Annotated in this window: 23 protein-coding genes; 15 read left to right on the top strand and 8 right to left on the bottom strand. The window is 65.9% G+C overall.

Annotated features, from left to right (window positions below; translation table 11 throughout):
• The first annotated feature begins 40 nt into the window (after window positions 1-40).
• The 3 genes from KB879_RS13905 (at window position 41) to KB879_RS13895 (ending at window position 2943) form a co-directional block, all read left to right on the top strand.
• On the top strand, window positions 41-751 hold the full coding sequence (locus KB879_RS13905; protein WP_211981776.1) for an SDR family NAD(P)-dependent oxidoreductase: 711 nt from the start codon (window positions 41-43) through the stop codon (window positions 749-751).
• Window positions 752-898: 147 nt separating this feature from the next.
• Window positions 899-1642, top strand: a complete 744-nt coding sequence (locus KB879_RS13900) for a response regulator (RefSeq protein ID WP_013953371.1) — start codon at window positions 899-901, stop codon at window positions 1640-1642.
• Window positions 1639-2943: a sensor histidine kinase KdpD gene (locus KB879_RS13895; protein WP_249221301.1), complete on the top strand. Its 1305-nt coding sequence runs from the start codon at window positions 1639-1641 to the stop codon at window positions 2941-2943. Before KB879_RS13900 ends, KB879_RS13895 begins: the two co-directional genes overlap by 4 nt.
• A gap of 16 nt (window positions 2944-2959) precedes the next feature.
• Here KB879_RS13895 and KB879_RS13890 read toward each other — a convergent pair whose 3' ends face one another.
• Window positions 2960-4438 (bottom strand): efflux transporter outer membrane subunit, encoded by a 1479-nt coding sequence (locus KB879_RS13890; RefSeq protein ID WP_211981775.1) that lies wholly within the window; start codon window positions 4436-4438, stop codon window positions 2960-2962.
• 122 nt (window positions 4439-4560) lie between these two features.
• Between KB879_RS13890 and KB879_RS13885 the strand changes: the two genes are divergently transcribed.
• From KB879_RS13885 to KB879_RS13865, 5 genes are all read left to right on the top strand, one after another.
• Complete coding sequence (locus KB879_RS13885) at window positions 4561-5049, top strand: helix-turn-helix domain-containing protein (protein WP_211981774.1); 489 nt, start codon at window positions 4561-4563, stop codon at window positions 5047-5049.
• Window positions 5050-5133: 84 nt separating this feature from the next.
• Window positions 5134-6240 (top strand): HlyD family secretion protein, encoded by a 1107-nt coding sequence (locus tag KB879_RS13880; RefSeq protein WP_211981773.1) that lies wholly within the window; start codon window positions 5134-5136, stop codon window positions 6238-6240.
• On the top strand, window positions 6240-7838 hold the full coding sequence (locus tag KB879_RS13875) for a DHA2 family efflux MFS transporter permease subunit (RefSeq protein ID WP_371827404.1): 1599 nt from the start codon (window positions 6240-6242) through the stop codon (window positions 7836-7838). The genes KB879_RS13880 and KB879_RS13875 overlap by 1 nt, the downstream gene beginning before the upstream one ends.
• A 13-nt stretch (window positions 7839-7851) precedes the next feature.
• A complete protein-coding gene (locus KB879_RS13870; RefSeq protein WP_211981772.1) occupies window positions 7852-8043 on the top strand; it encodes a hypothetical protein in 192 nt (63 codons plus the stop codon).
• A gap of 158 nt (window positions 8044-8201) precedes the next feature.
• On the top strand, window positions 8202-9254 hold the full coding sequence (locus tag KB879_RS13865; protein ID WP_211981771.1) for an alpha/beta fold hydrolase: 1053 nt from the start codon (window positions 8202-8204) through the stop codon (window positions 9252-9254).
• 209 nt (window positions 9255-9463) lie between these two features.
• On the opposite strand, the gene KB879_RS13860 is transcribed toward KB879_RS13865, so the two are convergent.
• From KB879_RS13860 to KB879_RS13850, 3 genes are all read right to left on the bottom strand, one after another.
• On the bottom strand, window positions 9464-10783 hold the full coding sequence (locus KB879_RS13860) for an epoxide hydrolase family protein (protein ID WP_211981770.1): 1320 nt from the start codon (window positions 10781-10783) through the stop codon (window positions 9464-9466).
• Between the two features lie 33 nt (window positions 10784-10816).
• Complete coding sequence (locus KB879_RS13855; protein ID WP_211981769.1) at window positions 10817-11638, bottom strand: alpha/beta fold hydrolase; 822 nt, start codon at window positions 11636-11638, stop codon at window positions 10817-10819.
• A 72-nt stretch (window positions 11639-11710) separates the two neighbouring features.
• Window positions 11711-12100, bottom strand: a complete 390-nt coding sequence (locus tag KB879_RS13850) for an MAPEG family protein (protein WP_211981767.1) — start codon at window positions 12098-12100, stop codon at window positions 11711-11713.
• Window positions 12101-12223: 123 nt separating this feature from the next.
• Here KB879_RS13850 and KB879_RS13845 point away from each other — a divergent pair, with 123 nt between their 5' ends.
• Together KB879_RS13845 and KB879_RS13840 are read left to right on the top strand one after the other, a co-directional pair.
• Window positions 12224-13183: a GlxA family transcriptional regulator gene (locus KB879_RS13845; protein WP_211981765.1), complete on the top strand. Its 960-nt coding sequence runs from the start codon at window positions 12224-12226 to the stop codon at window positions 13181-13183.
• 133 nt (window positions 13184-13316) lie between these two features.
• Window positions 13317-13751, top strand: coding sequence for a MarR family winged helix-turn-helix transcriptional regulator (locus KB879_RS13840; protein WP_211981763.1), 435 nt, complete (start codon window positions 13317-13319; stop codon window positions 13749-13751).
• A gap of 32 nt (window positions 13752-13783) precedes the next feature.
• Here the strand turns inward: KB879_RS13840 and KB879_RS13835 are convergent, their stop codons facing one another.
• Window positions 13784-14560, bottom strand: a complete 777-nt coding sequence (locus KB879_RS13835) for an enoyl-CoA hydratase (protein WP_211981761.1) — start codon at window positions 14558-14560, stop codon at window positions 13784-13786.
• 291 nt (window positions 14561-14851) lie between these two features.
• Between KB879_RS13835 and KB879_RS13830 the strand changes: the two genes are divergently transcribed.
• From KB879_RS13830 to KB879_RS13810, 5 genes are all read left to right on the top strand, one after another.
• A complete protein-coding gene (locus tag KB879_RS13830; protein WP_211981759.1) occupies window positions 14852-15340 on the top strand; it encodes a helix-turn-helix domain-containing protein in 489 nt (162 codons plus the stop codon).
• A 116-nt stretch (window positions 15341-15456) separates the two neighbouring features.
• Window positions 15457-16644 carry a thiolase family protein gene (locus tag KB879_RS13825; RefSeq protein WP_211981756.1) on the top strand — a complete coding sequence of 396 codons (1188 nt, stop codon included), beginning with the start codon at window positions 15457-15459 and terminating at the stop codon, window positions 16642-16644.
• A gap of 69 nt (window positions 16645-16713) precedes the next feature.
• Window positions 16714-17187, top strand: coding sequence for a MaoC family dehydratase (locus KB879_RS13820; RefSeq protein WP_114130565.1), 474 nt, complete (start codon window positions 16714-16716; stop codon window positions 17185-17187).
• The gene (locus KB879_RS13815; RefSeq protein ID WP_211981754.1) at window positions 17184-18122 is read left to right on the top strand and encodes a 2-dehydropantoate 2-reductase; all 939 of its coding nucleotides are present in this window, start codon (window positions 17184-17186) and stop codon (window positions 18120-18122) included. The genes KB879_RS13820 and KB879_RS13815 overlap by 4 nt, the downstream gene beginning before the upstream one ends.
• Window positions 18123-18160: 38 nt before the next feature.
• On the top strand, window positions 18161-18970 hold the full coding sequence (locus KB879_RS13810) for an oxepin-CoA hydrolase, alternative type (protein WP_211981751.1): 810 nt from the start codon (window positions 18161-18163) through the stop codon (window positions 18968-18970).
• 37 nt (window positions 18971-19007) lie between these two features.
• Here the strand turns inward: KB879_RS13810 and KB879_RS13805 are convergent, their stop codons facing one another.
• The 3 genes from KB879_RS13805 to KB879_RS13795 all read right to left on the bottom strand — a co-directional run bounded on the left by KB879_RS13805 (window position 19008) and on the right by KB879_RS13795 (window position 22859).
• Window positions 19008-20009, bottom strand: coding sequence for a tripartite tricarboxylate transporter substrate binding protein (locus tag KB879_RS13805; RefSeq protein WP_211981748.1), 1002 nt, complete (start codon window positions 20007-20009; stop codon window positions 19008-19010).
• Between the two features lie 118 nt (window positions 20010-20127).
• On the bottom strand, window positions 20128-22065 hold the full coding sequence (locus tag KB879_RS13800; RefSeq protein WP_211981747.1) for an acyl-CoA synthetase: 1938 nt from the start codon (window positions 22063-22065) through the stop codon (window positions 20128-20130).
• 2 nt (window positions 22066-22067) lie between these two features.
• Window positions 22068-22859: an enoyl-CoA hydratase/isomerase family protein gene (locus KB879_RS13795; RefSeq protein WP_211981746.1), complete on the bottom strand. Its 792-nt coding sequence runs from the start codon at window positions 22857-22859 to the stop codon at window positions 22068-22070.
• Window positions 22860-22864 lie beyond the last annotated feature (5 nt).

Genomic DNA, 22864 nt, shown 5'->3' with positions numbered 1-22864 from the left:
GGCAAGCAAGCCGATTCAATCTACATCGAGGTTCAAGAAAATGAGCGCAGCACAGAAAGTCGTTGTCATCACGGGCGCATCGCAAGGCATTGGCGCTGAACTGGTCAAGGCGTTCCGGGAACGTGGCCATCGCGTTGTCGCCACCGCGCGCACCATCAAGCAGTCGGACGACCAGGACATCCTGGCAGTCGCCGGCGATATCGCCGATCCGTCCACGGCGCGCCGCGTCATCGCCGAGGCCGTGGCAAGGTTCGGGCGCATCGATACCCTGGTCAACAACGCCGGCATCTTCATCGCCAAGCCGTTCACCAGCTATACCGACGAGGACTACGCGGCCGCCACCGGCATCAACCTGACGGGCTTCTTCCATATCACGCAGCTGGCCATCGCCGAAATGGAGAAGCAGCGCAGCGGCCACGTGGTCAGCATCACGACCAGCCTGGTCGACCATGCGATCAGCGGGGTGCCGTCGGTGCTGGCCTCGCTGACCAAGGGTGGCCTGAACGCCGCGACCAAGTCGCTGGCCATCGAGTACGCCAAGACCGGCATCCGCGCGAATGCTGTCTCGCCCGGCATCATCAAGTCGCCGATGCATCCGCCCGAAACCCATGCGGGGCTGGGCGCGCTGCACCCGGTGGGTCATATGGGCGAGATGCGCGATATCGTCGATGCTGTCCTGTATCTCGACAGCGCACCGTTCGTCACGGGCGAGATCCTGCATGTAGACGGCGGCCAGAGCGCAGGGCATTGAGCGGACACCCCCGCGGCGCGCGCCGGCGCACCGCGGGTGGTTCCCGACGGCGCGACGGGGGAATACCCGTCGCGCCGTATTGCGTTAATCTTTCGGTGCCCGGCGCCGCGCCTGGCGGTTTTCAATCAATCTGCCAAGGTGACGCCGATGGACGCACACACCGACCACATCCTGATCGTGGATGACGACCGCGAGATCCGTGAACTGGTCTCAACCTACCTCACCAAGAACGGCTTGCGCGTTACCGTGGTGCCTGACGGGCGGCACATGCGGTCGTTCCTGGACGTCAACAGCGTCGACCTGATCGTGCTGGATGTAATGATGCCGGGCGACGATGGCCTGGTGCTATGCCGTGAACTGCGGGCAGGCAAGCACAAGGCCACCCCGGTGCTGATGCTGACCGCGCGCAGCGACGAGACCGACCGCATCGTCGGCCTGGAAATGGGCGCCGACGACTACCTTGCCAAGCCTTTCGCCGCACGCGAGCTGCTGGCCCGCATCAAGGCGGTGCTGAGGCGGACCCGGATGCTTCCGCCCAACCTGCAGATCACCGAGGCCGGGCAGCTGCTTGCATTTGGCGACTGGCAGCTCGACACCACCGCGCGCCACCTGATTGACCAGGATGGCGTCATCGTCGCGCTGAGCGGCGCGGAATACCGGCTGCTGCGCGTCTTTGTCGACCATCCGCAGCGCGTGCTTAACCGCGACCAGCTGCTCAGCCTGACGCAGGGCCGCGAAGCGGAAATGTTCGAACGCTCGATCGACCTGCTGGTCAGCCGCTTGCGCCAGCACCTCAGGGACGATGCGCGCGAGCCCCGCTACATCAAGACCGTGCGCAGCGAGGGCTATGTCTTCTCGACGCCCGTGGAGATCCGGGAGGCACGCCAGTGAATCTCCGTGCCTTGCCCTGGCCCCGTACGATGGGCTCGCGGCTGTTCCTGATCCTGCTGGCCGGGCTTATCGTCGCCCACGGCTTGTCGTTTGGCGTCCTGTTTGCCGAGCGCTACATCACCGCGCGCAAGATCATGCTCGGCACCCTGGAGACTGACGTCTCCACCTCGATCGCCATCCTGGACCGCTTGCCCGCGGCGGAGCGCCCGCAGTGGCTGCGCCACGTGAATCGCGGCGCCTACCAATACATCCTGGGGCCGGGCCTGCCAGGCGTGCCGGAGATGACCGCGCAGGCCACGGAAGTTGCCGACCGGATCATGGAAGCGAGCGGCGGCCGCTTCGCGGTCAGGGTCGAGTCCATCCCCGGCCAGGGCAAGCGCATGCAGGCCCACCTGACCCTCAGCGATGGCAGCCCGCTGACCATCGACGTGCATCCTAAGCCGACGCCGGTGGCGCAATGGCTGCCTTATGTGCTGGGGATCCAGTTGCTGCTGCTGGTCGTGTGCTGCTGGCTTGCCGTGCGCCTGGCGATCCGCCCCCTGGTGGCGCTGGCCAATGCCGCCGACGCGCTCGACCCGAATGCCAGGACCCAGCCGCTGGGCGAGACCGGGCCCACCGAGCTGGTGCGTGCCGCGCGCGCATTCAATGCCATGCGCGAGCGTATTGCCCGCTTTGTCGAAGAGCGCGTGCAGATCCTGGCCGCGATCTCCCACGACCTGCAGACGCCGATCACGCGGATGAAGCTGCGCGCCGAAATGACGGAAGACTCTGAAGACAAGCGCAAGCTGGTGCAAGACCTCACCGAGATCGAGACGCTGGTGAAGGAGGGGCTGGCCTACGCGCGCGCCATGCATGGCGATGGCGAGACGCGGTCGCGGATCGACATCGGCTCGTTCGTCGAGAGCCTGGTCTACGACTACCAGGACACCGGCAAGGCCGTCACCATCCTGCAGCGTGCCGGCGGTACCCTCGACACGCGCCCGCACGCCTTGCGCCGCATCCTGACCAACCTGACCGACAACGCGCTCAAGTTCGGCGGGGCGGCGGAGCTGAGCGTGCACCGCGAGGACGGCGGCGCGGTGACCATCAGCGTGCTCGACCGCGGGCCCGGCATCCCGGCTGAGCAGCTCGAGTCCGTGCTGCAGCCGTTTGTCCGGCTTGAGGCATCGCGCAACCGGGAGACCGGCGGCACCGGCCTGGGCCTGGCGATTGCGCACCAGCTTGCGCTGGCCATCGGCGGCTCACTGACGCTGCGCAATCGCGAGGGCGGTGGCCTGGAGGCGCGGCTCAGGGTGGGTTGAGCCGCCGCCCGCTACGTTACCAGCCGCCCCCCAGCGCACGGAACGTTGCCACCGCCGCGCGGGCATTGTCGGCGCCCACACGTGCCTGCTGGTCGCGCGCCGCCAGCAGCAGGCGGTCTTCCTCCAGCACTTCGAACAGGCTGACCGCGCCGCCCTTGTAGGCGTCCTCGGCGGCGCCGCGCGAGCGCGCGTGCGCAGCCACTTCCACGGTCAGCTCCTTGCCCTGCAACTCCAGCTGGGTCAGCGTAATGATCGCGTTCTCCACGTCCTCGGTGGCGCGCAGCATGGCCTTGCGGTAGGTGGCCAGGGCCTCGGCGTTGGCGCCCTTGGCCTGCGCCACTTCGGCGTCGACCCGGCCGAAGTCGAACAGGCGCCAGCGCAGTCCCGCGATCGTGGCGGGCTGGAAGGCGGACCCGGTGAACAGCTTGCCGGCGGAGAGGCTCTCGAAGCCGAGCAGCGCTGACAGCGACAGCTTCGGGTAGTACTCGGCAGTGGCCACGCCGATGCGGGCACTGGATGCCGCCAGCCGGCGCTCCGCGGCAATCACGTCCGGGCGGCGTTGCAGCAGGTTGGCCGGACCTTGCGCCACGGCGATCTGCGGCACGGCGGTGCGCTCGGTTGGCGTCAGGAGTTCGGCGGCATAGGTGCCCGGATGCGCGCCCATCAAGACATCGAGCCGGTTCAGCTGTGTCTCCAGCTCGATCTGCAGCGGCGGGATGGTCACGCGGGTCTGTGCCAGCTGTGCTTCCGCCTGGGCCCGTTCCCGCTCGGCGCCAATGCCGTCGGCCAGCCGCAGCTGCACCAGTTCAAGCAGCTTGGCATTGGTCCGCACCTGCTGTTGCGCGATGGCGATGCGCTGCTGCGCGCCGCGCACACGGAAGTAGGCATCGGCCGCTTCGGCGGCCACCAGCACGCGCACGCCCATGTGCTCGGCTTCCGCGGCCTGGGCCTCCGCGCTGGCGGCCTCGGCGCCGCGCCGCAGGCCGCCGGCCACGTCGATCTCCCAGCTTGCCCCCACACCAGCGCTGTACACCGTCTTGTTGCGGTCAAAACCCGGCGCGTTCTTGCCGAGGCTGCCCAAAGGCCCCTCCAGCGACTGGCGCTGCGTGGCCACGCTGCCGGACAACGAGGCCTGCGGCAGCAGTTCAGCGCCGGCGTGGCTGGCCGCGGCGCGCGCCTGGTCGACCCGCGCAATCGCCGCCGCCAGGTCCAGGTTCTGCTCCAGCGCGCGCTGGATGACGCGCGTCAGCGCGGGATCGTCAAAGCCCAGCCACCAGCTGTCCAGTGACGGCGCGGGCTGCGGGGCCTCGCGGGCGTCCAGCGCCGCTGCGTGCGGGTAGGCCGCAGGCATATCCGAGGCCGGCATGTGGTAATCGGGGCCGGCAGCGCAGGCCACCAGGGCGGCCGCGGCGCTGGCCGCAAGCAGGGTGGGCAGGAGGCGGGCGATACCGGCGCGGGTGCGCCGGAGCGGGGGACGGAATGGACTTTGGGGCATGACGGACACCTTTCAACAGCGACGAATAAAGCACAAGCCAAAAACTAACTTGCATGATGATAGTTGCTACTCTAGACTAACTTTCAAATTGATAGCAACCACATTTTCCGAGGAAGCCAGTCATGCACAGAAAGCCGCTTGCTGATACGCCTTGCCCCATCGCTCGCACGGTGGCCCGCGTTGCCGACAGCTGGAGCGTCCTGATCCTGCGCGAAGCGTTCTACGGCGTGACGCGCTTTGATGAGTTCCAGCAGAACCTGGGCATCGCCCCCAACATGCTGACCCGCCGCCTGCACTCGCTGGTGGAGGACGGCATGCTGGAGCGCCGCCCGTACTGCGACCGCCCGCCGCGTTCCGAGTACATCCTGACCGAGCGCGGCCATGACTTCCGCCCGGTCCTGCTGGCCATGCTGGCCTGGGCCAACAAGCATCTCGCGCCCGAGGGCCAAAGCGTGCAGCTGGCCAACCGACTCACTGGCGAGCGTGTCGAGCCGGTACTGGTCGATGCCGCCAGCGGTCGCCCCGTCACCGACCCCGATTTCCACATCGCCCCCGGGCCGGCGGCTACCGACGGCCTGCGGCGCCGGCTGGACCGCTCGGCCGAAGCCTGACCCGAACTCTCCCGAACCCTACCGAACCCTCCACCCATGCCGCCTCGCAGGCGGGATAAGTCCTGAAAGCAGAAAGGAAGTGCCATGAGCAGTAATACGCTGACTGAACGGGCGGGTACCGAACCCGTTCCCGCTTCGAAATCCAAGGCCAGCCCCAAGCGGCTGCTGGCGACCGGCGCGCTGGTTGTGGCCGGATTGGCCGCGATCGGATACGGCTACCACTGGTGGACATCGGCTCGCCACCTGCAGCGTACCGACGACGCCTACGTTGGCGGCGATGTCACGGTGATCGGCGCCAAGGTCGGGGGCTACATCGCGGAAGTCGCGGTGACGGACAACCAGACGGTCCACGCGGGCGATGTGCTGGTGCGCATCGACGACCGCGACTACCGCGCCGCACTGGCCAAGGCCGAAGGCGCCGTGGCGGCGCAACAGGCACTGCTGGCAAACCTGGATGCCACCGCGCGCCTGCAGGAGGCGGTCATCGCCCAGGCCAAGGCCGGCATCTCGGCGACTAATGCAGACACCGTACGGGCGCGCGACGACCAGGTGCGCTACGCCAGCCTGGTGGCGAAGGCGGCTGTCTCCATCCAGAGCTCGCAGAAGGCTGACTCGGACTACAAGCAGGCCCAGGCCAATGGCGAGAAGGCGCGTGCCGCGCTGCTGGCCGCGCAGCGCCAGCTGGACGTGATCGGCACGCAGAAGCAGCAGGCGCAGGCGTCACTGGCGCAGGCGACCGCCGAGCGCGACATCGCGAAGCTGAATCTTGGCTATACGGAACTGCGCGCGCCCGTGGATGGCACCGTGGGCAACCGGCGCGCCCGCGTCGGCGCCTTTGCCGGTGCCGGCAGCCAGTTGCTGTCCATCGTGCCGGCCAGCGGGCTGTGGGTGGACGCCAACTTCAAGGAAGGGCAACTGGCGCACATGCGCCCCGGCATGGCGGTCGAAATTGAAGCCGATGTGCTGCCGGGGCGGGTCTTCCATGGCCACGTCGCCAGCCTGGCGCCGGCCACCGGTGCGCAGTTCAGCGTGTTGCCGCCGGAGAATGCCACCGGCAACTTCACCAAGATCGTCCAGCGCGTGCCGGTGCGGATCCGCCTGGACGAGCAGGACGCCCGGCTTGGCGTCCTGCGCCCGGGGCTGTCGGTGATCGCCCAGGTCAACACGCAGCCAGGCAAGCAGGTGCAGTGATGACCACGGCCACCCTGACCACCCCTGCGTCCGCCGTGGCGATGCCGGACGAGATGTCCACTGCCGCCAAGGTGTTCGCCTTCAGCACGATGTGCGTGGGCATGTTCATCGCCTTGCTGGATATCCAGATTGTCTCCGCCTCGTTGCGCGATATCGGCGGCGCGCTCTCGGCCGGCGCCGATGAAACCGTGTGGGTGCAGACCAGCTACCTGATCGCCGAGATCATCGTGATTCCCTTGTCCGGCTGGCTGTCGCGCGTGATGTCGACGCGCTGGCTGTTCGCCGCCTCCGCGGCGGGCTTCACGGTGGCCAGCCTGCTGTGCGGGGTGGCGTGGGACATCAACAGCATGATCGTGTTCCGGGCGCTGCAGGGTTTCCTGGGCGGCTCGATGATCCCGATGGTGTTCACCACGGCCTTTGCCTTCTTCGTCGGCCCCCAGCGTGTCATCGCCGCTGCCACGGTCGGCGGGCTGGCCTCGCTGGCGCCGACGCTGGGGCCCACCATCGGCGGCTGGATCACCGATCACTATTCCTGGCACTGGCTGTTCTTCATCAACCTGGTGCCGGGCATCTTCGTCACCGTCGCCGTGCCGCTGCTGGTCAAGGTCGACCGGCCCGACTGGTCGCTGGTGCGCGGTGCCGATTACCTGGGCATGGTGCTGATGGCGCTGTTCCTGGGTTGCCTCGAATACACGCTGGAGGAAGGGCCGCGCTGGGACTGGTTCGGCGACGACGTGATCCTGGCCACCGCCTGGATCTCCGGCCTGTCGGGCGTGGGCTTCATCTGGCGCACGCTGACCTATGCCAACCCCGTGGTGGACCTGCGCGCGCTCAAGGACCGGAACTTCGCGCTTGGCTGCTTCTTTTCCTTTGTCACCGGCATCGGCATCTTTGCCACCATCTACCTGACGCCGCTGTTCCTGGGGCGCGTGCGCGGCTTCAGCGCGCTCGATATCGGGCTGGCGGTGTTTTCCACCGGCGTGTTCCAGATGGCGTCGATCCCGCTCTATGCCTTCCTGGCCAACCGGGTCGACCTGCGCTGGCTGATGATGATCGGCCTGGGGCTGTTCGCGGTGTCGATGTGGTACTTCGCGCCCATCACGCACGACTGGGGCGCGGCGCAGCTGCTGCTGCCGCAGGCGCTGCGCGGCATGGGCCAGCAGTTCGCGGTGGCGCCCACGGTGACACTGACCTTGGGCAGCCTGCCGCCGGCGCGGCTCAAGCTTGCGTCCGGGCTGTTCAACCTGATGCGCAACCTGGGCGGGGCCATCGGCATCGCGGCCTGCGCGACCGCCCTCAACAACCGCGGCAACATGCACTTCCTGCGCGAGGCAGAGCACCTGAACATCCGCAATGAAGCCATGGGCAACCTGTTGCAAGGGATCAGCGACCAGTTCGTGGCGGTCGGGCACGATGCCCTCGATGCGCAGACCGCGGCCCTCAGGCAATTGTGGGCGCTGGCCTGGCGCGAGGCGCAGACCCAGACCTTTGGCGACATTTTCCTGCTGATCCTGGTCTGCTTCGCGATCGCCACCGCCATGGTGCCGCTGATGCGCAAGGTTGGAGCGCCGAAGGGTCCGTCGGCAGACGCGCATTGATGAGGGAATGACCATGACAATCAGTCTGTGCAAGCGCTTCCTGTCTGCCGCGCTGATCGCGGCGAGCGCCACGGTGGCTTATGCGGGGGAGCGCCCGCGCGACAACGGTGTGGCGTGCGCTCGTGCAGGTAATGCTTATTGCAATCTTCCAGATCAGGGCAACAGGCCAATGCCGCAAGGCGTGCCGCAGGGAGAGTCCGCTTGACTGGCGTGGCAGTCCGTCAGCCGGGCTGCTTTGTATCCAAGTATGTCGCCATCGCGGATCAATACACAGCGATACAAATCCCCTGAAATCCGACACATGCCGCGTGCCGTGGCCGCCTAGACTCGTGCTCACATTGATCACGCAAACAGGAGAAGAAAATGTCGAAGACAGTCGATCTACCTCGTCGAGGCTTTCTGGGTGCAGCGGCAGTGACGCTGGCCTCCGCGCCGTTCGGGCTGCCGCAGGCCGCCCGCGCGCAAACCGGTGTGTCGAAGGCGCCGGCGCTGCCCTTGACCACGCCGGGCACCCATGCCAGCTTCGCGCCGGTCAAGCACGTCAACGCCGGCGTGCTCAATATCGGCTACGCCGAGGCCGGCCCTGCCACAGGGCCGGTCGCGCTGCTGCTGCACGGCTGGCCCTACGACATCCACAGCTTTGTCGACGTGGCACCGCTGCTTGCGGCCCGCGGCTATCGGGTGATCATTCCCCACCTGCGTGGCTTCGGCTCGACGTCCTTCCTGTCTGCCGACACCATGCGCAACGGCCAGCCCGTAGCGATAGCCGCCGACATGATCGCGCTGATGGACGCGCTGAATATCCGCAATGCCGTAGTGGCCGGCTTTGACTGGGGCGCGCGCACCGCCGACATCATGGCGGCGATCTGGCCGGACCGCTGCAGGGGGCTGGTCTCGGTCAGCGGCTACCTGATCGGCAACCAGGCAGCCGGCAAGCAGCCGCTACCGCCTGAGGCCGAGCTCCAGTGGTGGTACCAGTTCTATTTCTCCACCGATCGGGGCCGCGCCGGCTACCAGAAGTACACGCACCAGTTCGCCAGGCTGATCTGGAAACTGGCATCGCCGCAATGGCAGTTCGATGATGCGACGTTCAACCGCAGCGCCGCCGCCTTCGACAATCCCGACCACGTGGAAATCACCATCCACAACTACCGCTGGCGGCAGGGGTTGGCCAGCGGCGAAGCCAGGTTCGACGACTTCGAGAAGCGGCTCGCCACGGCGCCCGCCATCGGCGTGCCCACCATCACCATGGAAGGCGATGCCAACGGCGCGCCGCACCCCGAGCCGAGCGCCTATGCCAGCAAGTTCACGGGCCGCTACGAGCACCGGAACCTGACGGGCGGGATCGGCCACAACCCGCCGCAGGAAGCGCCCACCGCATTTGCGCAGGCGGTGCTCGATGTAGACAGGCGCTGACGCATGAGGGGCGCAATGCGCAGATTGCTGATACTGGCTGCCATGACGCTGTCGGCGCTGGCATCGGAGCTGGGTGGCGCAGGCCATCGGTGCGCATGGTCCGGCATGCCCCGGACCATGCGCCCGGATAAGCGGGCACGAAACAAGGGCGGCCCGGGCGCTGCGGGCATTGCCATGCCCCAGCACCCGCCGCCGCCCGCCTGCCGCGCTCAGCGCAGAGACCTGAACGCTGCGCGCAGCTCTTGAGCGAACAGCTGCGGCTCTTCCCATGCCGCGAAGTGGCCTCCCTTGTCGACCTTGTTGAAGTAGGTCAGCCTGGGGTAGGCGCGCTCGGCCCAGGTGCGCGGGGCTTGATAGAGCTCGCCGGGAAATACCGTCACGCCTACAGGCACCTTGATCTGTCCTGTCATCTGCTCCGCTGCGTTGAAGTTGTTGGTGTTGTTCTCCCAATATAGCTGCGCGGACGACGTGGCGCTGTTGGTGAGCCAGTAGAGCGTGATGTCGTCGAGCATCTCGTCCCTGGTCAGCGAGCGCTCGGGATTGCCTCCGCTGAAGGTCCAGGCGGCAAACTTGTCATACATCCATGCCGCCTGCCCTGCGGGGGAATCTGCCAGGCCATAGCCCACGGTCTGTGGGCGGGTCACCATCATCGCGGCATAGCCGCCGCCCAGCGTATACAACTTGTTCATCGACTCGAAGGCTGACTTTTCGGCGGCGGACAGGCCGGCCGGCGCCGCTTCGCCGTTCTTCAGCGCGCGGGCGACGTCCGCTGGCACGGTGGCGGGCATATTGACGTGAATGCCGAGCAATCCCTGTGGCGCCTGGCGGCCCTGCGCATGCGCCACGACCGAGCCCCAGTCGCCGCCCTGTGACACATAGCGTGTGTAGCCCAGCCGCTTCATCAACACATCCCACGCGCCTGCAATGCGGTCGGGGCCCCAGCCGGTGCCGACGGGTTTGCCGGAGAAGCCGTAGCCGGGCATCGACGGAATCACTACATCGAAGGCGTCCTCGGCACGGCCGCCATAGGCGGTGGGATCGGTGAGCGGGCCAATCACCTTCAGCAGTTCAAAGACCGAGCCCGGCCAACCGTGGGTGATGACGAGCGGCAGCGCATTGGGATGGCGCGATCGCACATGAAGGAAGTGGATGTCGAGTCCGTCGATCCTGGTAACGAACTGGGGGTAGGCGTTCAGCTTTTGCTCTGCCTTGAACCAGTCGTAGTCGTTGCCCCAATAGCGCACCAGTTCCTGGATCTTCGCCAGCTGCACGCCCTGCGATTGATCGGATACCGTCTCGCGGTCCGGCCAGCGCGTGGCGGCGATACGCTGGCGCAGGTCGGTCAGTGCCGCTTGCGGGAAGCTGGCGTGGAAGGGGCGAATGGATGCGTCTTCGGCCGCCGCGCGTTGCGGGATTGCGCCGCCTTCGGCGGCCGGCAACGCCTGGGCGTGGCTTGGCAAGGCCAATTGAGCCAGGCATAAAGCGAGCGTGGCGATGGCAGGTGCAGTGCGTGTTACGCGGAGTTTCATATCGATACCAGGTAGAGGGAAAGTGGAATCCGGTCAGCGGCGTGGTTTTGGCGGGTGCACGTCGGGTTTCGGCTGATACACCGCGGCGGCGTAGATGGCGTCCGCAACCTGCTTCGGCCTTGACAGCTGCGGTACGTGGCTCGTCGGTAGTGTCACGATGCGGGCGGAGATCTTCTGTGCCATCGCTTTCTGCAAGGCGGGCTGGATCATGTGATCCTGCTCGCTGAGGATGTACCAGGACGGCCTGGTCCGCCATGCGGCAACCGTGACCTTGTCCTCGAAGCTCTTGCCGCTGACGGGTCCCTGTGTCGCCGCCATGATCCGGGTCTGGGCCGCCGGCACGTCCTGGGCGAAGTGTTTGGACATCCCCTCGGGTGTCAGCGTCAGGAATCCGTCCTTGTCAGCGACGATGAAGTTGGATCCCTCGGGTTTCGGGTAGTCCTTGGCCAGGTCCGCCACCGACTGGTTTTCCGAAGGTGCAAACGCTGCGACATAGACCAGGGCCTTGACGCGCTCATGCTGTCCGACTTCAGAGATCACCGCACCGCCCCAGGAATGCCCCACCAGCACGACCGGTCCGGCCTGCATGTCGAGCGCGCGGCGCGTGGCGGCCACGTCGTGGGCCAGGGAAGACAGCGGGTTCTGGACCGATACAACATGAAGCCCCCTGGACTGGAGCAGGGCAATGACCTTGTCCCAGGCCGATCCGTCGGCAAAGGCGCCGTGCACGCACACCACCGTGGTAGTGCGGCTGTCCGCAGCCGGTGCGGCTGCGGCTGTGCTCGCAGCGGCTGCAAGGCTGCTGACGGTGGCAACAAGCGCTGCAGTCCTGATGAACGTTTTCAATGTCCTCATGCGATTCCCCCTTAAGGGTCAGGTACTAATGGAATTGGACGGTGGCCGCCCGGCCGGCATCGGCAGCCCGGGTCAGACGGTGAGGGCGGCCACGCAAAGGGCTGTCCCGAAGGCATAGGTTCCCAGGGCACCAACCGCGCGGGCCGGATTCGGCCGGGACATGGAGGGCCAGGCAAGCAGTGCAACCACCAGGAGCACGCGGCAGGCGGTTGCACCTGCCATGCACCAGACCGCCCAGCCAGGCGGATATTGAGTGCCGAGGTACAGGAAGAGCACCGCAAGGAACGGCGCGTACTCGGTGGTGTTGCCGTGAGCGCGAATCAGCCGTGCCAGCAGTTGATCAGGCTCGGATGGGTAGCCGCTCAGCACGCCGATCCTGGACCGCTGCACCGAGGTGGCGAGTCCGAGTGAGAACAGAAGCAGACCGAGGACAGCTGTGCAGGCCAACGCGATGATGTTCATTCGGTACCTTGTGCATGGTCGATAGCGCTCATTGGGAGAAGTCCATCGGGAGTGGATTGACAGTTTCAGCATAGGGTCCTAGCCTTTGTCCTGAACGACAAACTTCCCTCGTTTCAGGACAACATGAACCGAATCGGACTCGCCCTCTTCCCCGGCTTTCAGATGCTCGATATGGCGGCGGCGTCAGTCTTCGAGATGGCGAACCTCGAAGTGCGGGTTCCCGCCTACGAAATCCATGTGGTCTCGGAAAGCGGCGGGGCCGTGCAGAGTTCAATGGGCGCGGCGATCCAGACCACCGCGATGGATCCGCTGGCCTACGACACGCTGATGGTTGGGGGCGCTTCCTCCGTGCCGGCGGCATCGCCCAGGCTGCTGCGCTTGCTTGGCGAGGCACTCGAGCCGACCAGGCGCATGGCCAGCATCTGCACAGGGGCATTCATCTTTGCCGAGGCCGGCATCCTGAACGGCCGGCGGGCTACTACGCATTGGCTCTATGCCAGGACGCTCCAGCAGCGCTTTCCTGCGGTGCGCGTCGAGGAGGACCGAATCTTTGTTCGGGACGGAACGGTGTGGACATCGGCCGGCATGACGGCATGCATCGACCTTGCACTGGCGCTGGTGGAGCAAGACCTCGGGACCGATGTGTCGCGGGCGGTCGCGAAGAAGCTCGTCGTTCATCACCGCCGTGCCGGGGGGCAGTCGCAGTTCTCGATGCTGTCGGAACTGGAATCGAAGTCAGACCGCATACAAGCGGCATTGACCTACGCCAGGAATCATCTGCACCAGGATTTGTCGGTGGAGCAGCTCGCCAGCGCCGCCAACATGAGCCCGCGACATTTCAGCCGCGAGTTCCGGCAGAGCACGGGCCAATCCCCGGCACGTGCCATCGAGCGCTTGCGCGCCGACATGGCCCGCGTGCTCGTGGAAGCCGACGCGCTGACAATCGAGCGCATCGCGAGCAAGACCGGCTTCTCCGACCCGGAGCGCATGCGGCGAGCGTTCCTGCGGATCTTCGGCGAGCCGCCGCAAGCCCTCAAGCGTGCCGCCCGTGCGCGGCGCATCGCGGAGTCGGCCGCCGTGTGACGGAGGGCGGCACGGCGACAGCTTCGCATCAATGCAAGTGCAGGCCGGGCGCTGCGCTTCACGCTATTCGGGACACCGGCGCATGATAATATTCGCGTGCGAACGAAATCTCATCATTTATAGCGCACCAGACATGGAACATCGCCTCGTCTACCTGTTGAACGTGGGCCAGCGGCGCCTGCACCGCTGGTCACAAGCGCGCACTGCCGCGGGTGGCGTGACATCAGCCCAGGCCGGACTGCTTTTCTTCCTGGGCAGCAACGATGGCGCGCTGACGAGCGAGGCTGCCGCGGCGCTGGACCTGGGTGCGCCTGGGATGAGCGGCCTGGCGGAGCGGACCGAAAGGGCCGGCCTGATCGAGCGCCGGCCGGACGAGAACGATGGCCGTGCCTCGCGCCTGTGGCTGACGGAGGCAGGGCGCCTGGCGCGCCAGCGTTCCAAGGCGAGCATGAAGGTATTGAATGCCAGGCTGACCGAAGGTTTCACCGCCGCCGAGATCGACGTGGTGGCGCGCTGGCTGACCAGCCTGCAGACAAAGTTTCCGGCCGCGGACGAGGGCGAGGCGTAGCCTGGCAGCGGCCGGAAAGCGAGGCAGTCGACTTACTGCCCGGCAACCCTGGTGAAGTCTGGTTTGCATTTTTCGGCGAAGGCCGAGAATGCTTCCCGGGCTTCCGCACTGGCCAGCCGCTCCTCGAACCTGGCGCTTTCGCTGTTCATCTGCGCAAGCAGTTTTTCCGCATCACGCATGAGCTGTTTCATTGCGCTCAGGGAGCCCGCCGGCCTGGCGGCAATCTTCTCGGCCATCCGGCGCGCATCCGTGCGCAGCTGGTCATTGGCGCAAACCTTGTTCGCAATGCCCCATGCCACGGCGGTTTGCGCGTCAAGCGGCTCGCCCAGCGCGAACATCTCGAAGGCCCTGACGTGTCCGATCCGCAGCGGGAGCAGGTAACTCGAAGCCGCTTCGGGAACCAGTGCGAGATTGACGAAAGGCGTGATCAGTTGCGCGTCCTGGCCGAGCACGACGTAATCACAATGCAGCAGCATGGTGGTCCCGACGCCGACGGCCTTGCCATTGACCGCGGCGACAATCGGTACGGTCGAATTGGCAAGGGCGCGCAGGAAACGATGCACGTGACGTTCGCTGGGGCCATTTCCCGAGGCGATCGCCGCGAATTCGCCGAGATCATTGCCGGCGGTAAAGGTGTTCCCGTCCCCCTGCAACAGCAATACCCGGATAGCCCGGTTCTGCTGTGCCTGCTCGATAGTATCGGCAAGTGCGCCGTACATCTCGTTCGTCAAGGCGTTCATCTTGTCCGGCCGGGCAAGCGTTAGGGTCAGCACGCCGCCGGTGAGGTCAACGCGGATTTCCGGGGTCATTGGTCGGTCTCCAGGTGAGAGTTGCACGCCTGCCGTGCACGCATCGCGATTAAGTTCGCATGCGAAGTATATAGGTGGTTCGCATGCGAAGTAAATGGTTGAGGCGCGCAGCGTGCGGAATCAGCACCTGGGGCAGCGTCCTCCACACAGACGGTGTGGGCAGACGCGTGCTTGCAGTGCCTGATAGGCGCGGAATACAGCACAAGCGGAAACCGGACTTGCATGCTGATAGTGACTACTCTAGACTAACTATCAAATCGATAGCAAGTAGGTCTTTCGAGGAAGCCAATCATGCAGAAGAAGCCACTGGGCGAAACGCCGTGTCCGATCGCGCGCACCGCGGCCCGCGTTGCCGACAGCTGGAGCGTATTGATCCTGCGCGAAGCCTTTTACGGCGTGACCCGGTTCGACGAGTTCCAGCAAAACCTGGCTATCGCGCCCAATATGCTCACCCGTCGCCTGAACTCACTTGTTGAAGAAGGCATGCTGGAGCGTCGCCAGTACTGCGACCGGCCACCCCGCTCCGAGTACATCCTGACCGAGCGCGGGCGCGATTTCCGCCAGGTGCTGCTGGCGATGCTGGCTTGGGGCAACAAGCATCTCGCGCCCGAAGGCGAGAGCGTGCAGTTGGCCAACCGGCGCACCGGCGCGCGCGTGGAGCCTGTGCTGGTCGACGCCGCCAACGGGCGCCCGGTCACCGATGCCGACTATTACCTTGCGCCCGGCCCCGCCGCCAGCGACCGCGTGCGCCAGCGGCTGTCGCGCTCGGCAGAAGCCTGAGCCGGATTTCCCGCGCAGCTAATTCTTGTTCCAACCTTCAAGGCCCGGCCACCGGGCGCATACCGCATGGAGTGCGTGCGGCCGATTGAAACTGGTTGTTTGGTAGGGAGAATGCGATGCATGCAAGAGATGTCGTGCTGTGCCAACCGGTGCGTACCGCCATTGGCGCCTACAACGGCTCACTGAAGGCCGTTCCGGCGGCTGATATCGGCGCCGCGGCGATACGGGCAACCGTGGCACGGGCGGGAATCGATCCAGGCGAGGTCGGCAGCGTGGTGTTCGGAAACGTGATCCAGGCCGGCAACCGCATGAACCCGGCCCGGCAGGCTGCCATCGGCGCAGGGCTGCCAGTTTCGGTTCCCGCGATGACCGTCAACCGCGTCTGCGGCTCGGGAGCGCAGGCGATTGCAACGGCCGCGGACGAGGTGCGGCTCGGCTATGTCGACATCGCTGTCGCCGGCGGCACGGAGAACATGGACCGTGCGCCTTACCTGATGCCGTCCGGCCGCTGGGGGCAGCGCATGGGCGATTCCGTCCTGTACGACAGCATGCTGCACGACGGCCTGTTTGACGCCTTCTCCGGTGAGCACTCCGGATGGCATACCGAGGACCTTGTCGCCCGCTACGCGCTGACCCGCGAGGCCCAGGACCGCTGGGCCGAGCGTTCGCAGCGAAATTTCGCGCTGGCGCAGGCGAATGGGCGATTCACCGGCCAGATTGCCGGGGTGACCATCAAGGGGAAGGGCGGTACGGCCATGTTCGAAGTGGACGAAGCCAACCGTCCTGATACCAGCCTCGATACGCTTGGCCGGCTCAAGCCGGCGTTTCGCCCGGACGGCACGATTACCGCCGGCAATGCGCCCGGGCTCAACAGCGGCGCAGCGGCCATGATCATTGCCGAACGTTCGCTGGCTGAAGCCAGGGGGCTGGAGCCGTTGGGACGATTGGTCGCTTACGGTGTCGGGGCCGTGGAGCCCGGCATGTTCGGGCTGGGCCCGGTCCCGGCGGTGCGGCAGGCGCTGCAACGCGCCGGCTGGGAGCTGGGCGACATTGAACGCATCGAGATCAACGAAGCATTTGCCGCGGTGCCGCTGGCTGTCGCGGTGGAGCTCGGATTGCCGCACGACATCATCAACGTTGACGGTGGCGCCATTGCCCACGGCCATCCGATCGGTGCGACCGGCGCGGTGCTGACGACTCGGCTGCTTCATGCCATGCGGGCCGACGGCATACGGCGCGGCATCGTCACGCTGTGCATCGGCGGCGGACAAGGGATTGCGCTGGCGCTCGAGGCGCTGGCCTGATCCGTCTGTTCCCGTAACGGGCGTGCATGCATCGGTGAGATCAGCGGCAAATCTTCTGGAGGAGCAAAAATGAACATTCAATACATTGAGGACCTCGCGGCGGGCCAGAAATACGGTTCGGGACGTCTGACCGTCGAGCCTGAAAGGATCAAGGCCTTTGCTGCCGAGTTCGACCCGCAGCCTTTCCATCTCGATGAAGCAGCCGCCCGCGACACGCTATTTCGTGGACTGGCTGCGAGCGGTTGGCATACCGCTGCGCTGACGATGCGCCTGCTGGTCGACGGCGAATTCCGGCCCGCAGGCGGCATCCTCGGCGCGGGCTTCGAGGAACTGCGCTGGCCAAAACCGGTACGCCCCGGCGATGAACTGCATATCGAGAGCGAGATACTGGAAGTGCGGATTTCGAAATCGCGCCCCGACCAGGGCATCGTGAAGGTGCGTACCACAACCTTCAACCAGGCCGACGAGCCAGTGCAGGTTTTCACCGCCAACCTGATCGTCCAGCGACGCCCCGCAGCCGCCGCGCAGGCAGAGGCATCATGAAGATCCTTGTACTCGGTGCCGGGGCCATGGGCGGCTACTATGGCGCGCGCCTGATCGAAGCGGGCGCAGATGTCACCTTCATGTTGCGGCCCGGCCGCGCGCGGGCACTGGAACGGGTTGGCCTGGCCGTGCGTAGCGAACTCGGCGACTTCCATCGCCCGGTAAAAATGGTCCTGTCCGGTCAGGTCGCCGCGCAGTTCGACCTGGTCCTGCTGGCATGCAAGGCCTACGACCTTGCCGACGCGATCCAGACCATCAGCCCGGCCGTTGGCCGGGACACTGCGGTATTGCCTCTGCTCAACGGCCTTGACGCCTATGACCGGCTCGACCAGTGCTTTGGCAGGCAGCGCGTGCTTGGTGGAGTCGCATACATCGCGACAACGCTGGCGGCGGACGGAACCGTCGTGCACGCCGGCCGCATGGACCGGCTGGTAGTCGGCCCGCGCGCCGCGCAGGCGTCGGCATTGGCCGCAGATTTCCATGCGCTGGTGTCCGGGGCGCCGGGTACGCGTGAGCTATCGGGCGCCATCGGGCAGGAGCTGTGGAACAAGTGGGTCATGATTGCCGCAGGCGCAGTGATGACATGCCTGATGCGCGGGACCGTGGCGGACATCATGAAGACCCAGGATGGCCGCCGCCTGATGCTTGACGCGATTGCGGAGTGCCGCACGGTGGCGCAACTGTACGGCCATGCCATCCCTGAACCCGTTGTCACTGCCATGCAGGCCCGACTGCTGGACGAAGCATCGACCTGGGCTGCCTCGATGATGCGGGATATTGCGCAGGGCGCCCCACGCATAGAAGCCGACGCCATCGTCGGCGACCTCATCAAGCGCGCAGCCGGGTACGGGCATGAGCTTCCATTGAGCCGTGCGGCATATTGCCACCTGCAGGTCTATCAGCGCCAGCGCGCTGCGCACCAGACTGCTGGCTGAGCAGTCTTCGCCCATTCATGGAAATCACGAATCACGACATGACTACCTTTTCCTCCCTGTTGCAGCGCACGGAAGGCAACGTGCTGGTCCTTGCCATCAACAATCCGGGCAAACGCAACGCCATCGCGGCGGATCTCTACGACAATATCCGCGCCGCACTGGCCAATGCCGCAGAGGATCCGGCGGTTGGCGCGATCGTGCTGACCGGGGCCGGCGACTACTTCTGTGCGGGCGGCGACCTGGAATTGATCAGCAAGCGGCGCGAACTGACCTACGAGGAACGCATCGAGAGGCTGGGGCATCTGCACGACGTGGTGTGCAAGCTGCGCGACTTTCCCAAGCCGATCGTCGCAGCGGTCGAAGGCGGTGCGGCAGGTGCGGGCTTCTCGCTGGCACTGGCCTGCGATTTGCTGGTGGCTTCCGCCGGCGCAGCGTTCTCGATCGCCTATGTGAAGGTCGGGCTGACACCGGATGGCGGCATCACCGGCCTGCTGGCGCAGAGCCTCTCGCGGCAGGTGCTGACGCAGTTGGCGTTGACTGGCGACCGCATCACGGCCGAGCAACTGCAGCACTTCGGCGTCGTCAATCAACTGGTTGAGGCGGGCCAGGCCGGCGCGGCGGCGATCGCGCTGGCGGTGCGGCTTGCCCAGGGCCCGCAGCAGGCACTGGGATCAATCAAGGCGCTGTGCCGCCATGCGCACGAGCGCTCGCTCGATGAGCAACTCGAGGCTGAAAGGGGCGCGATGGCCGTGGCCCAGGGCAGCGCCGAAGCCGCGGAGGGCATTGCCGCCTTCCTGGGGAAACGTCCTGCGGATTTTGCCAGCTTGCGCCGCGGCGATTCGGCATAGCCGCGGCACAGGCGGGCTGACCGCATTACTACCGGTCTTATTGCCCGGCCAGCTTGAGGCTCTTGGCAATGCGGGTCAGCTTGGCGTGTTCGTTGCTCAGGAAGGCTTGCGCCTGGGCCATGGTCATCGGCTCGATCGCGCGCTGGAGATTGACGGCGCGCCGGGTACGGTTTTCCGGGCTGCCCACCCACGCATTCATGGCCTCCACCACCCGTGCCATCACGGCATCCGGTGTATTCGGCGGAGCCAGCACGCCCGCCCACTGGCTGTACTCGAAGTCGGCCAGGTCCTTGTATTCCGACAGCGCCGGCACATCGGGCAACGACGGATGCCGGGCCTTGCTGGCGACACCGATCGGCCGGAAGCGGCCGGCCTTGATCATCCCGTAAGTCGGACCTCCCATGGGAATGAAAGTCAGGTCTACCTGTGCACCGGCGATGTCGCTGGTGACCGGCGCCGCGCCCTTGTAGGGGACTTCCAGGAAGCGCACGCCGGTGCGGGCCTGGAAGTCGGCCCCGACCAGGTGGGGTCCCGAGCCGGGGCCCCAATGCGCCAGCGACAGCGGGCGGTTCTTCGGGTTCTTCGCGTAGGCAATGACCTCGTCGACGTTCTTGAACGACAACGAGGGATTCGAGACCAGGATGAAGTCCGAAATCCCGCTGAAGCCTGCCAGCCTGAACTTCTCCGGCGAATACTTCGCCGATGCGATGGTAAGTGGCGCGACCAGGAAGTCGATGCCGGTCGTGCCCAGCAAGGTGTAGCCATCGTTGGCGCCGCGCAGCACGTTCATGGCGCAGATCGATCCGCTTGCGCCGGGGAGGTTGTCGGCAAGAACGTTCTGCCCCAGGCTCCTTTTCATCACGACGGCTGCCGCGCGGATCGATTCGTCCGCCGGACCCCCAGCGGGAAATGCGACCTTGACGACGATCGGCTTGCCCGGATAGGGCGCTTCAGCCCGCAGCAAGGACGGCACAAGCATTGCCGGCACGGCGCCGCACGCCGCCTGCAGCAGGCGCCGGCGCGAAAGCTGGATAGTCATGGTTGTCTCCATTATTGGTTCTGCAAGCCGGCAGCTCATACCCGTGGTGACGGATACGTCGGGGTGAGGCGCTACCGGCCTGCACTGCCTCTGGCGAGGCCCTGCTTCGGTGAACGGGCTATTCGTAGACCACCGCGTATTTGATGGTCAGCGTCGAGAACGCCTTGCCGATGGTTGCCACCGCGATCTCCCGGTCTTCGTTGCTCAGGGTGGCGGGCAGCACCAGCGTGGACAGGATGCCCTGGTCGCCCCGGTCTTCGATGCGGATATCAACCAGGGGCACCGGCGTATCCGCGTTGACCTCGGCAAGCATCTGCCGCTGCGCCCGCAGTACTGCGTCGCTGCGCAGCGTGTTCTTCTGGATCTTGCCGACGGCAGTCTTGGGGATGGCGTCGACCAGGTAGAACTGCTTGGGCACGGCGGCGCGTTCCGGGATCACCTCGTAGGCGTAGTGCTTGATGCGGCCGAGCGGGAAGGTGCTGCCCGGCTTGAGCGCGATGTACGCGACCGGCAGTTCCCCGGCATGCGCGTCAGGCAGGCCGACCGCGGCGGCATCGAATACCTCGGGGTGCCGATACAGCGCCTCTTCGATCATGCGCGGATCGATATTGTTGCCGCCGCGGATGATCAGGTCCTTGGCCCGGCCGGTCAGCCAGAAGTAGCCATCCTCGTCCACATAGCCCAGGTCGCCGGTATTGAACCAGCCGCCTTCGAACCAGATGCTCTTGTTCTGTTCGGGGTTCAGGTAGCCGCCGAAGACGTTGGGACCGCGCACCACCACGATGCCAGGTTCGCCCGGCTCGCATTCGCGCTGGATGTGTCCAGCGGCGACCTTGACGACCTTCATCTCCTGGTAGGCCATGGGCAGGCCGATGGAGCCGATGCGCCGCTGGCCATAGCGCGGGTTGGTTGCACTGAGCGCGGTGCCTTCAGTCAGCCCGTATCCCTCGAAGATCATCGCGCCAGTCTTTTGCTCGAACGCCTCGGCGACGGCCACCGACAGCGGCGCCGTACCGCAGCTGGCCGCCTTGAGGGAGCTGATGTCGGCGTCGCCGATCGGAATATTCAGCGCCATGTTGACCACGCTGGGGACCATGCCCAGCGCGGTGACCCCGAAGTGATCGACGATCTGCCAGAGATTGCGGATCACCGACGGATCACGCCAGCCGCTGGACGTCAGCAGCACCACCGATGCGCCACGGGCCAGCGGCATCAGGCAATTGGTAAGCACCCCTGTCACGTGGAACATCGGCACCCCGCAGACGCGTACGTCCTCAGGCTGCACGTCGATCTGCATCGCGCTGACCCATGCCATCGACACTTCGTTGCCATGCGTGTGCAGCGCCAGCTTGGGCGTGCCGGTGGTGCCACCGGTATGGAACATCGAAGCCGTATCCTGCGGCGAGAACACCCGTCTGCTGTCAAGCGCCTCGTCATCGAAACGGTCAACGCTGGCGTCGAGGTCGAAGATACCTTCCTCGCTTGCCTTACCGCCGCCCGCCTTGATCCAGTGCTTCACGTCAGGCAGTTCACGCCGCACCAGCATGGCCTTGTTCCAGGCTTCGATATCCGGGTCGGGGCCATAGGCGATCACCGCCTTGGCTCCGGCATTGCGCAGCAGCGCCGCAATAATCTCGGGCTCCAGCATCCAGTTGACCGGGCAGGCGATGCCGGTCGCTTCGCTGCCCCAGATCGCGTACTGCGACTCCGGCGTCACGGGCATCAGCACCCCGATGACGTCATCCGGGCCCAGGCCAAGCGAGTGCAGCAGGTTGGCGGTCTGCGTGATGCGTCCGAACATCTGCGCATGGGTGATGGTGACCGACCTGGCCAACTCGTCGCCGGAGGTGAAGTAATGCAGCGCCGGCGCCTCGGGCGCACGGTCGCGCGCCAGGCGCAGCAGCTCGTAAGTGCTGTCGGGCAGGCGCCGGTCGGAAAGCGGTGTCTGCTCGAAGCGCCGGATATCGGCAAGCGCGGTCACTGTCAGCCGGGGGCGGTAGGGGTCTGGTCGCGCGAGGGTGGCCGCAGCCTGCACACGTGTGTTGAGCTGGGTCATGGTTATACTCCCCGGTAGACCGGACGGCGCTTGTCCAGGAACGCTGCGCCGCCTTCGTGCATATCTTCAGTGCTGAAGAGCGTGGCAAAGGCCAGCTGTTCCAGCATCAGCGCCGTATCGAGCGTGGCATCCTGGCCGTTGTTGATCATCAGCTTGGCCATCGCGATCGAGTGCGGAGACTTCTCGGCAATACGGTGCACATAGGCCTTCGCCTCTGCCAGCAATTCGCACGCAGGCACCACCTTGTTGACAAGGCCGATGCGGTAAGCCTCGTCCGGTTTGATGATTTCGCCGGTAAAGATCATTTCCTTGGCGCGCGTCGCGCCAACCAGCCGGGTCAGCCGCTGGGTACCCCCGCGTCCCGGTATCAGGCCAACGTTGGTTTCGGTCTGCCCGAGCAGGGCGTTGTCCGCAGCCACGCGCAGGTCGCACGCCATCGCGAGCTCGAGGCCACCGCCAAAGCAAGGCCCGGCAATGGCGGCGATCACGGGGATGGTGCTGTGGTGGATCAGCGCCCACAGGTCGGGCGCGCCGCTGGTCGGGACGAAGGCTTCAATCGGGCGGCGCGCCAGCATTTCAGGGATATCGCCGCCGGCCACGAAGGCCTTGGTGCCGCCCCAGAGAACGATCCCGCGGACCGTCCGGTCGGTCATCAGCGACGACAGCGCCGCGTAAAGGTCGGTGCGCAGTCCGGTGTTGAGCGCGTTGTATTTTTCCAGCCGGTTCATGGTGACGACGGCGCATGGACCGTCGCGGTCGATAAACACGGTGTCGTATTCGGTGATGTCGGTCATCGGTG

It is taken from the genome of Cupriavidus sp. KK10 (genome assembly GCF_018223725.1).
Classification (GTDB): Bacteria; Pseudomonadota; Gammaproteobacteria; order Burkholderiales; family Burkholderiaceae; genus Cupriavidus; species Cupriavidus necator.
This window is presented reverse-complemented; position numbering and strand designations above follow the sequence as displayed.

Excerpts from the sequence above, each read along its gene's own strand:
- KB879_RS13905 (WP_211981776.1), top strand. The coding sequence starts at position 41 with ATGAGCGCAGCACAGAAAGTCGTTGTCATCACGGGCGCATCGCAAGGC.
- KB879_RS13900 (WP_013953371.1), top strand. The coding sequence starts at position 899 with ATGGACGCACACACCGACCACATCCTGATCGTGGATGACGACCGCGAG.
- KB879_RS13890 (WP_211981775.1), bottom strand. The coding sequence starts at position 4,438 with ATGCCCCAAAGTCCATTCCGTCCCCCGCTCCGGCGCACCCGCGCCGGT.
- KB879_RS13885 (WP_211981774.1), top strand. The coding sequence starts at position 4,561 with ATGCACAGAAAGCCGCTTGCTGATACGCCTTGCCCCATCGCTCGCACG.
- KB879_RS13880 (WP_211981773.1), top strand. The coding sequence starts at position 5,134 with ATGAGCAGTAATACGCTGACTGAACGGGCGGGTACCGAACCCGTTCCC.
- KB879_RS13875 (WP_371827404.1), top strand. The coding sequence starts at position 6,240 with ATGACCACGGCCACCCTGACCACCCCTGCGTCCGCCGTGGCGATGCCG.
- KB879_RS13870 (WP_211981772.1), top strand. The coding sequence starts at position 7,852 with ATGACAATCAGTCTGTGCAAGCGCTTCCTGTCTGCCGCGCTGATCGCG.
- KB879_RS13865 (WP_211981771.1), top strand. The coding sequence starts at position 8,202 with ATGTCGAAGACAGTCGATCTACCTCGTCGAGGCTTTCTGGGTGCAGCG.
- KB879_RS13860 (WP_211981770.1), bottom strand. The coding sequence starts at position 10,783 with ATGAAACTCCGCGTAACACGCACTGCACCTGCCATCGCCACGCTCGCT.
- KB879_RS13855 (WP_211981769.1), bottom strand. The coding sequence starts at position 11,638 with ATGAGGACATTGAAAACGTTCATCAGGACTGCAGCGCTTGTTGCCACC.
- KB879_RS13850 (WP_211981767.1), bottom strand. The coding sequence starts at position 12,100 with ATGAACATCATCGCGTTGGCCTGCACAGCTGTCCTCGGTCTGCTTCTG.
- KB879_RS13845 (WP_211981765.1), top strand. The coding sequence starts at position 12,224 with ATGAACCGAATCGGACTCGCCCTCTTCCCCGGCTTTCAGATGCTCGAT.
- KB879_RS13840 (WP_211981763.1), top strand. The coding sequence starts at position 13,317 with ATGGAACATCGCCTCGTCTACCTGTTGAACGTGGGCCAGCGGCGCCTG.
- KB879_RS13835 (WP_211981761.1), bottom strand. The coding sequence starts at position 14,560 with ATGACCCCGGAAATCCGCGTTGACCTCACCGGCGGCGTGCTGACCCTA.
- KB879_RS13830 (WP_211981759.1), top strand. The coding sequence starts at position 14,852 with ATGCAGAAGAAGCCACTGGGCGAAACGCCGTGTCCGATCGCGCGCACC.
- KB879_RS13825 (WP_211981756.1), top strand. The coding sequence starts at position 15,457 with ATGCATGCAAGAGATGTCGTGCTGTGCCAACCGGTGCGTACCGCCATT.
- KB879_RS13820 (WP_114130565.1), top strand. The coding sequence starts at position 16,714 with ATGAACATTCAATACATTGAGGACCTCGCGGCGGGCCAGAAATACGGT.
- KB879_RS13815 (WP_211981754.1), top strand. The coding sequence starts at position 17,184 with ATGAAGATCCTTGTACTCGGTGCCGGGGCCATGGGCGGCTACTATGGC.
- KB879_RS13810 (WP_211981751.1), top strand. The coding sequence starts at position 18,161 with ATGACTACCTTTTCCTCCCTGTTGCAGCGCACGGAAGGCAACGTGCTG.
- KB879_RS13805 (WP_211981748.1), bottom strand. The coding sequence starts at position 20,009 with ATGACTATCCAGCTTTCGCGCCGGCGCCTGCTGCAGGCGGCGTGCGGC.
- KB879_RS13800 (WP_211981747.1), bottom strand. The coding sequence starts at position 22,065 with ATGACCCAGCTCAACACACGTGTGCAGGCTGCGGCCACCCTCGCGCGA.
- KB879_RS13795 (WP_211981746.1), bottom strand. The coding sequence starts at position 22,859 with ATGACCGACATCACCGAATACGACACCGTGTTTATCGACCGCGACGGT.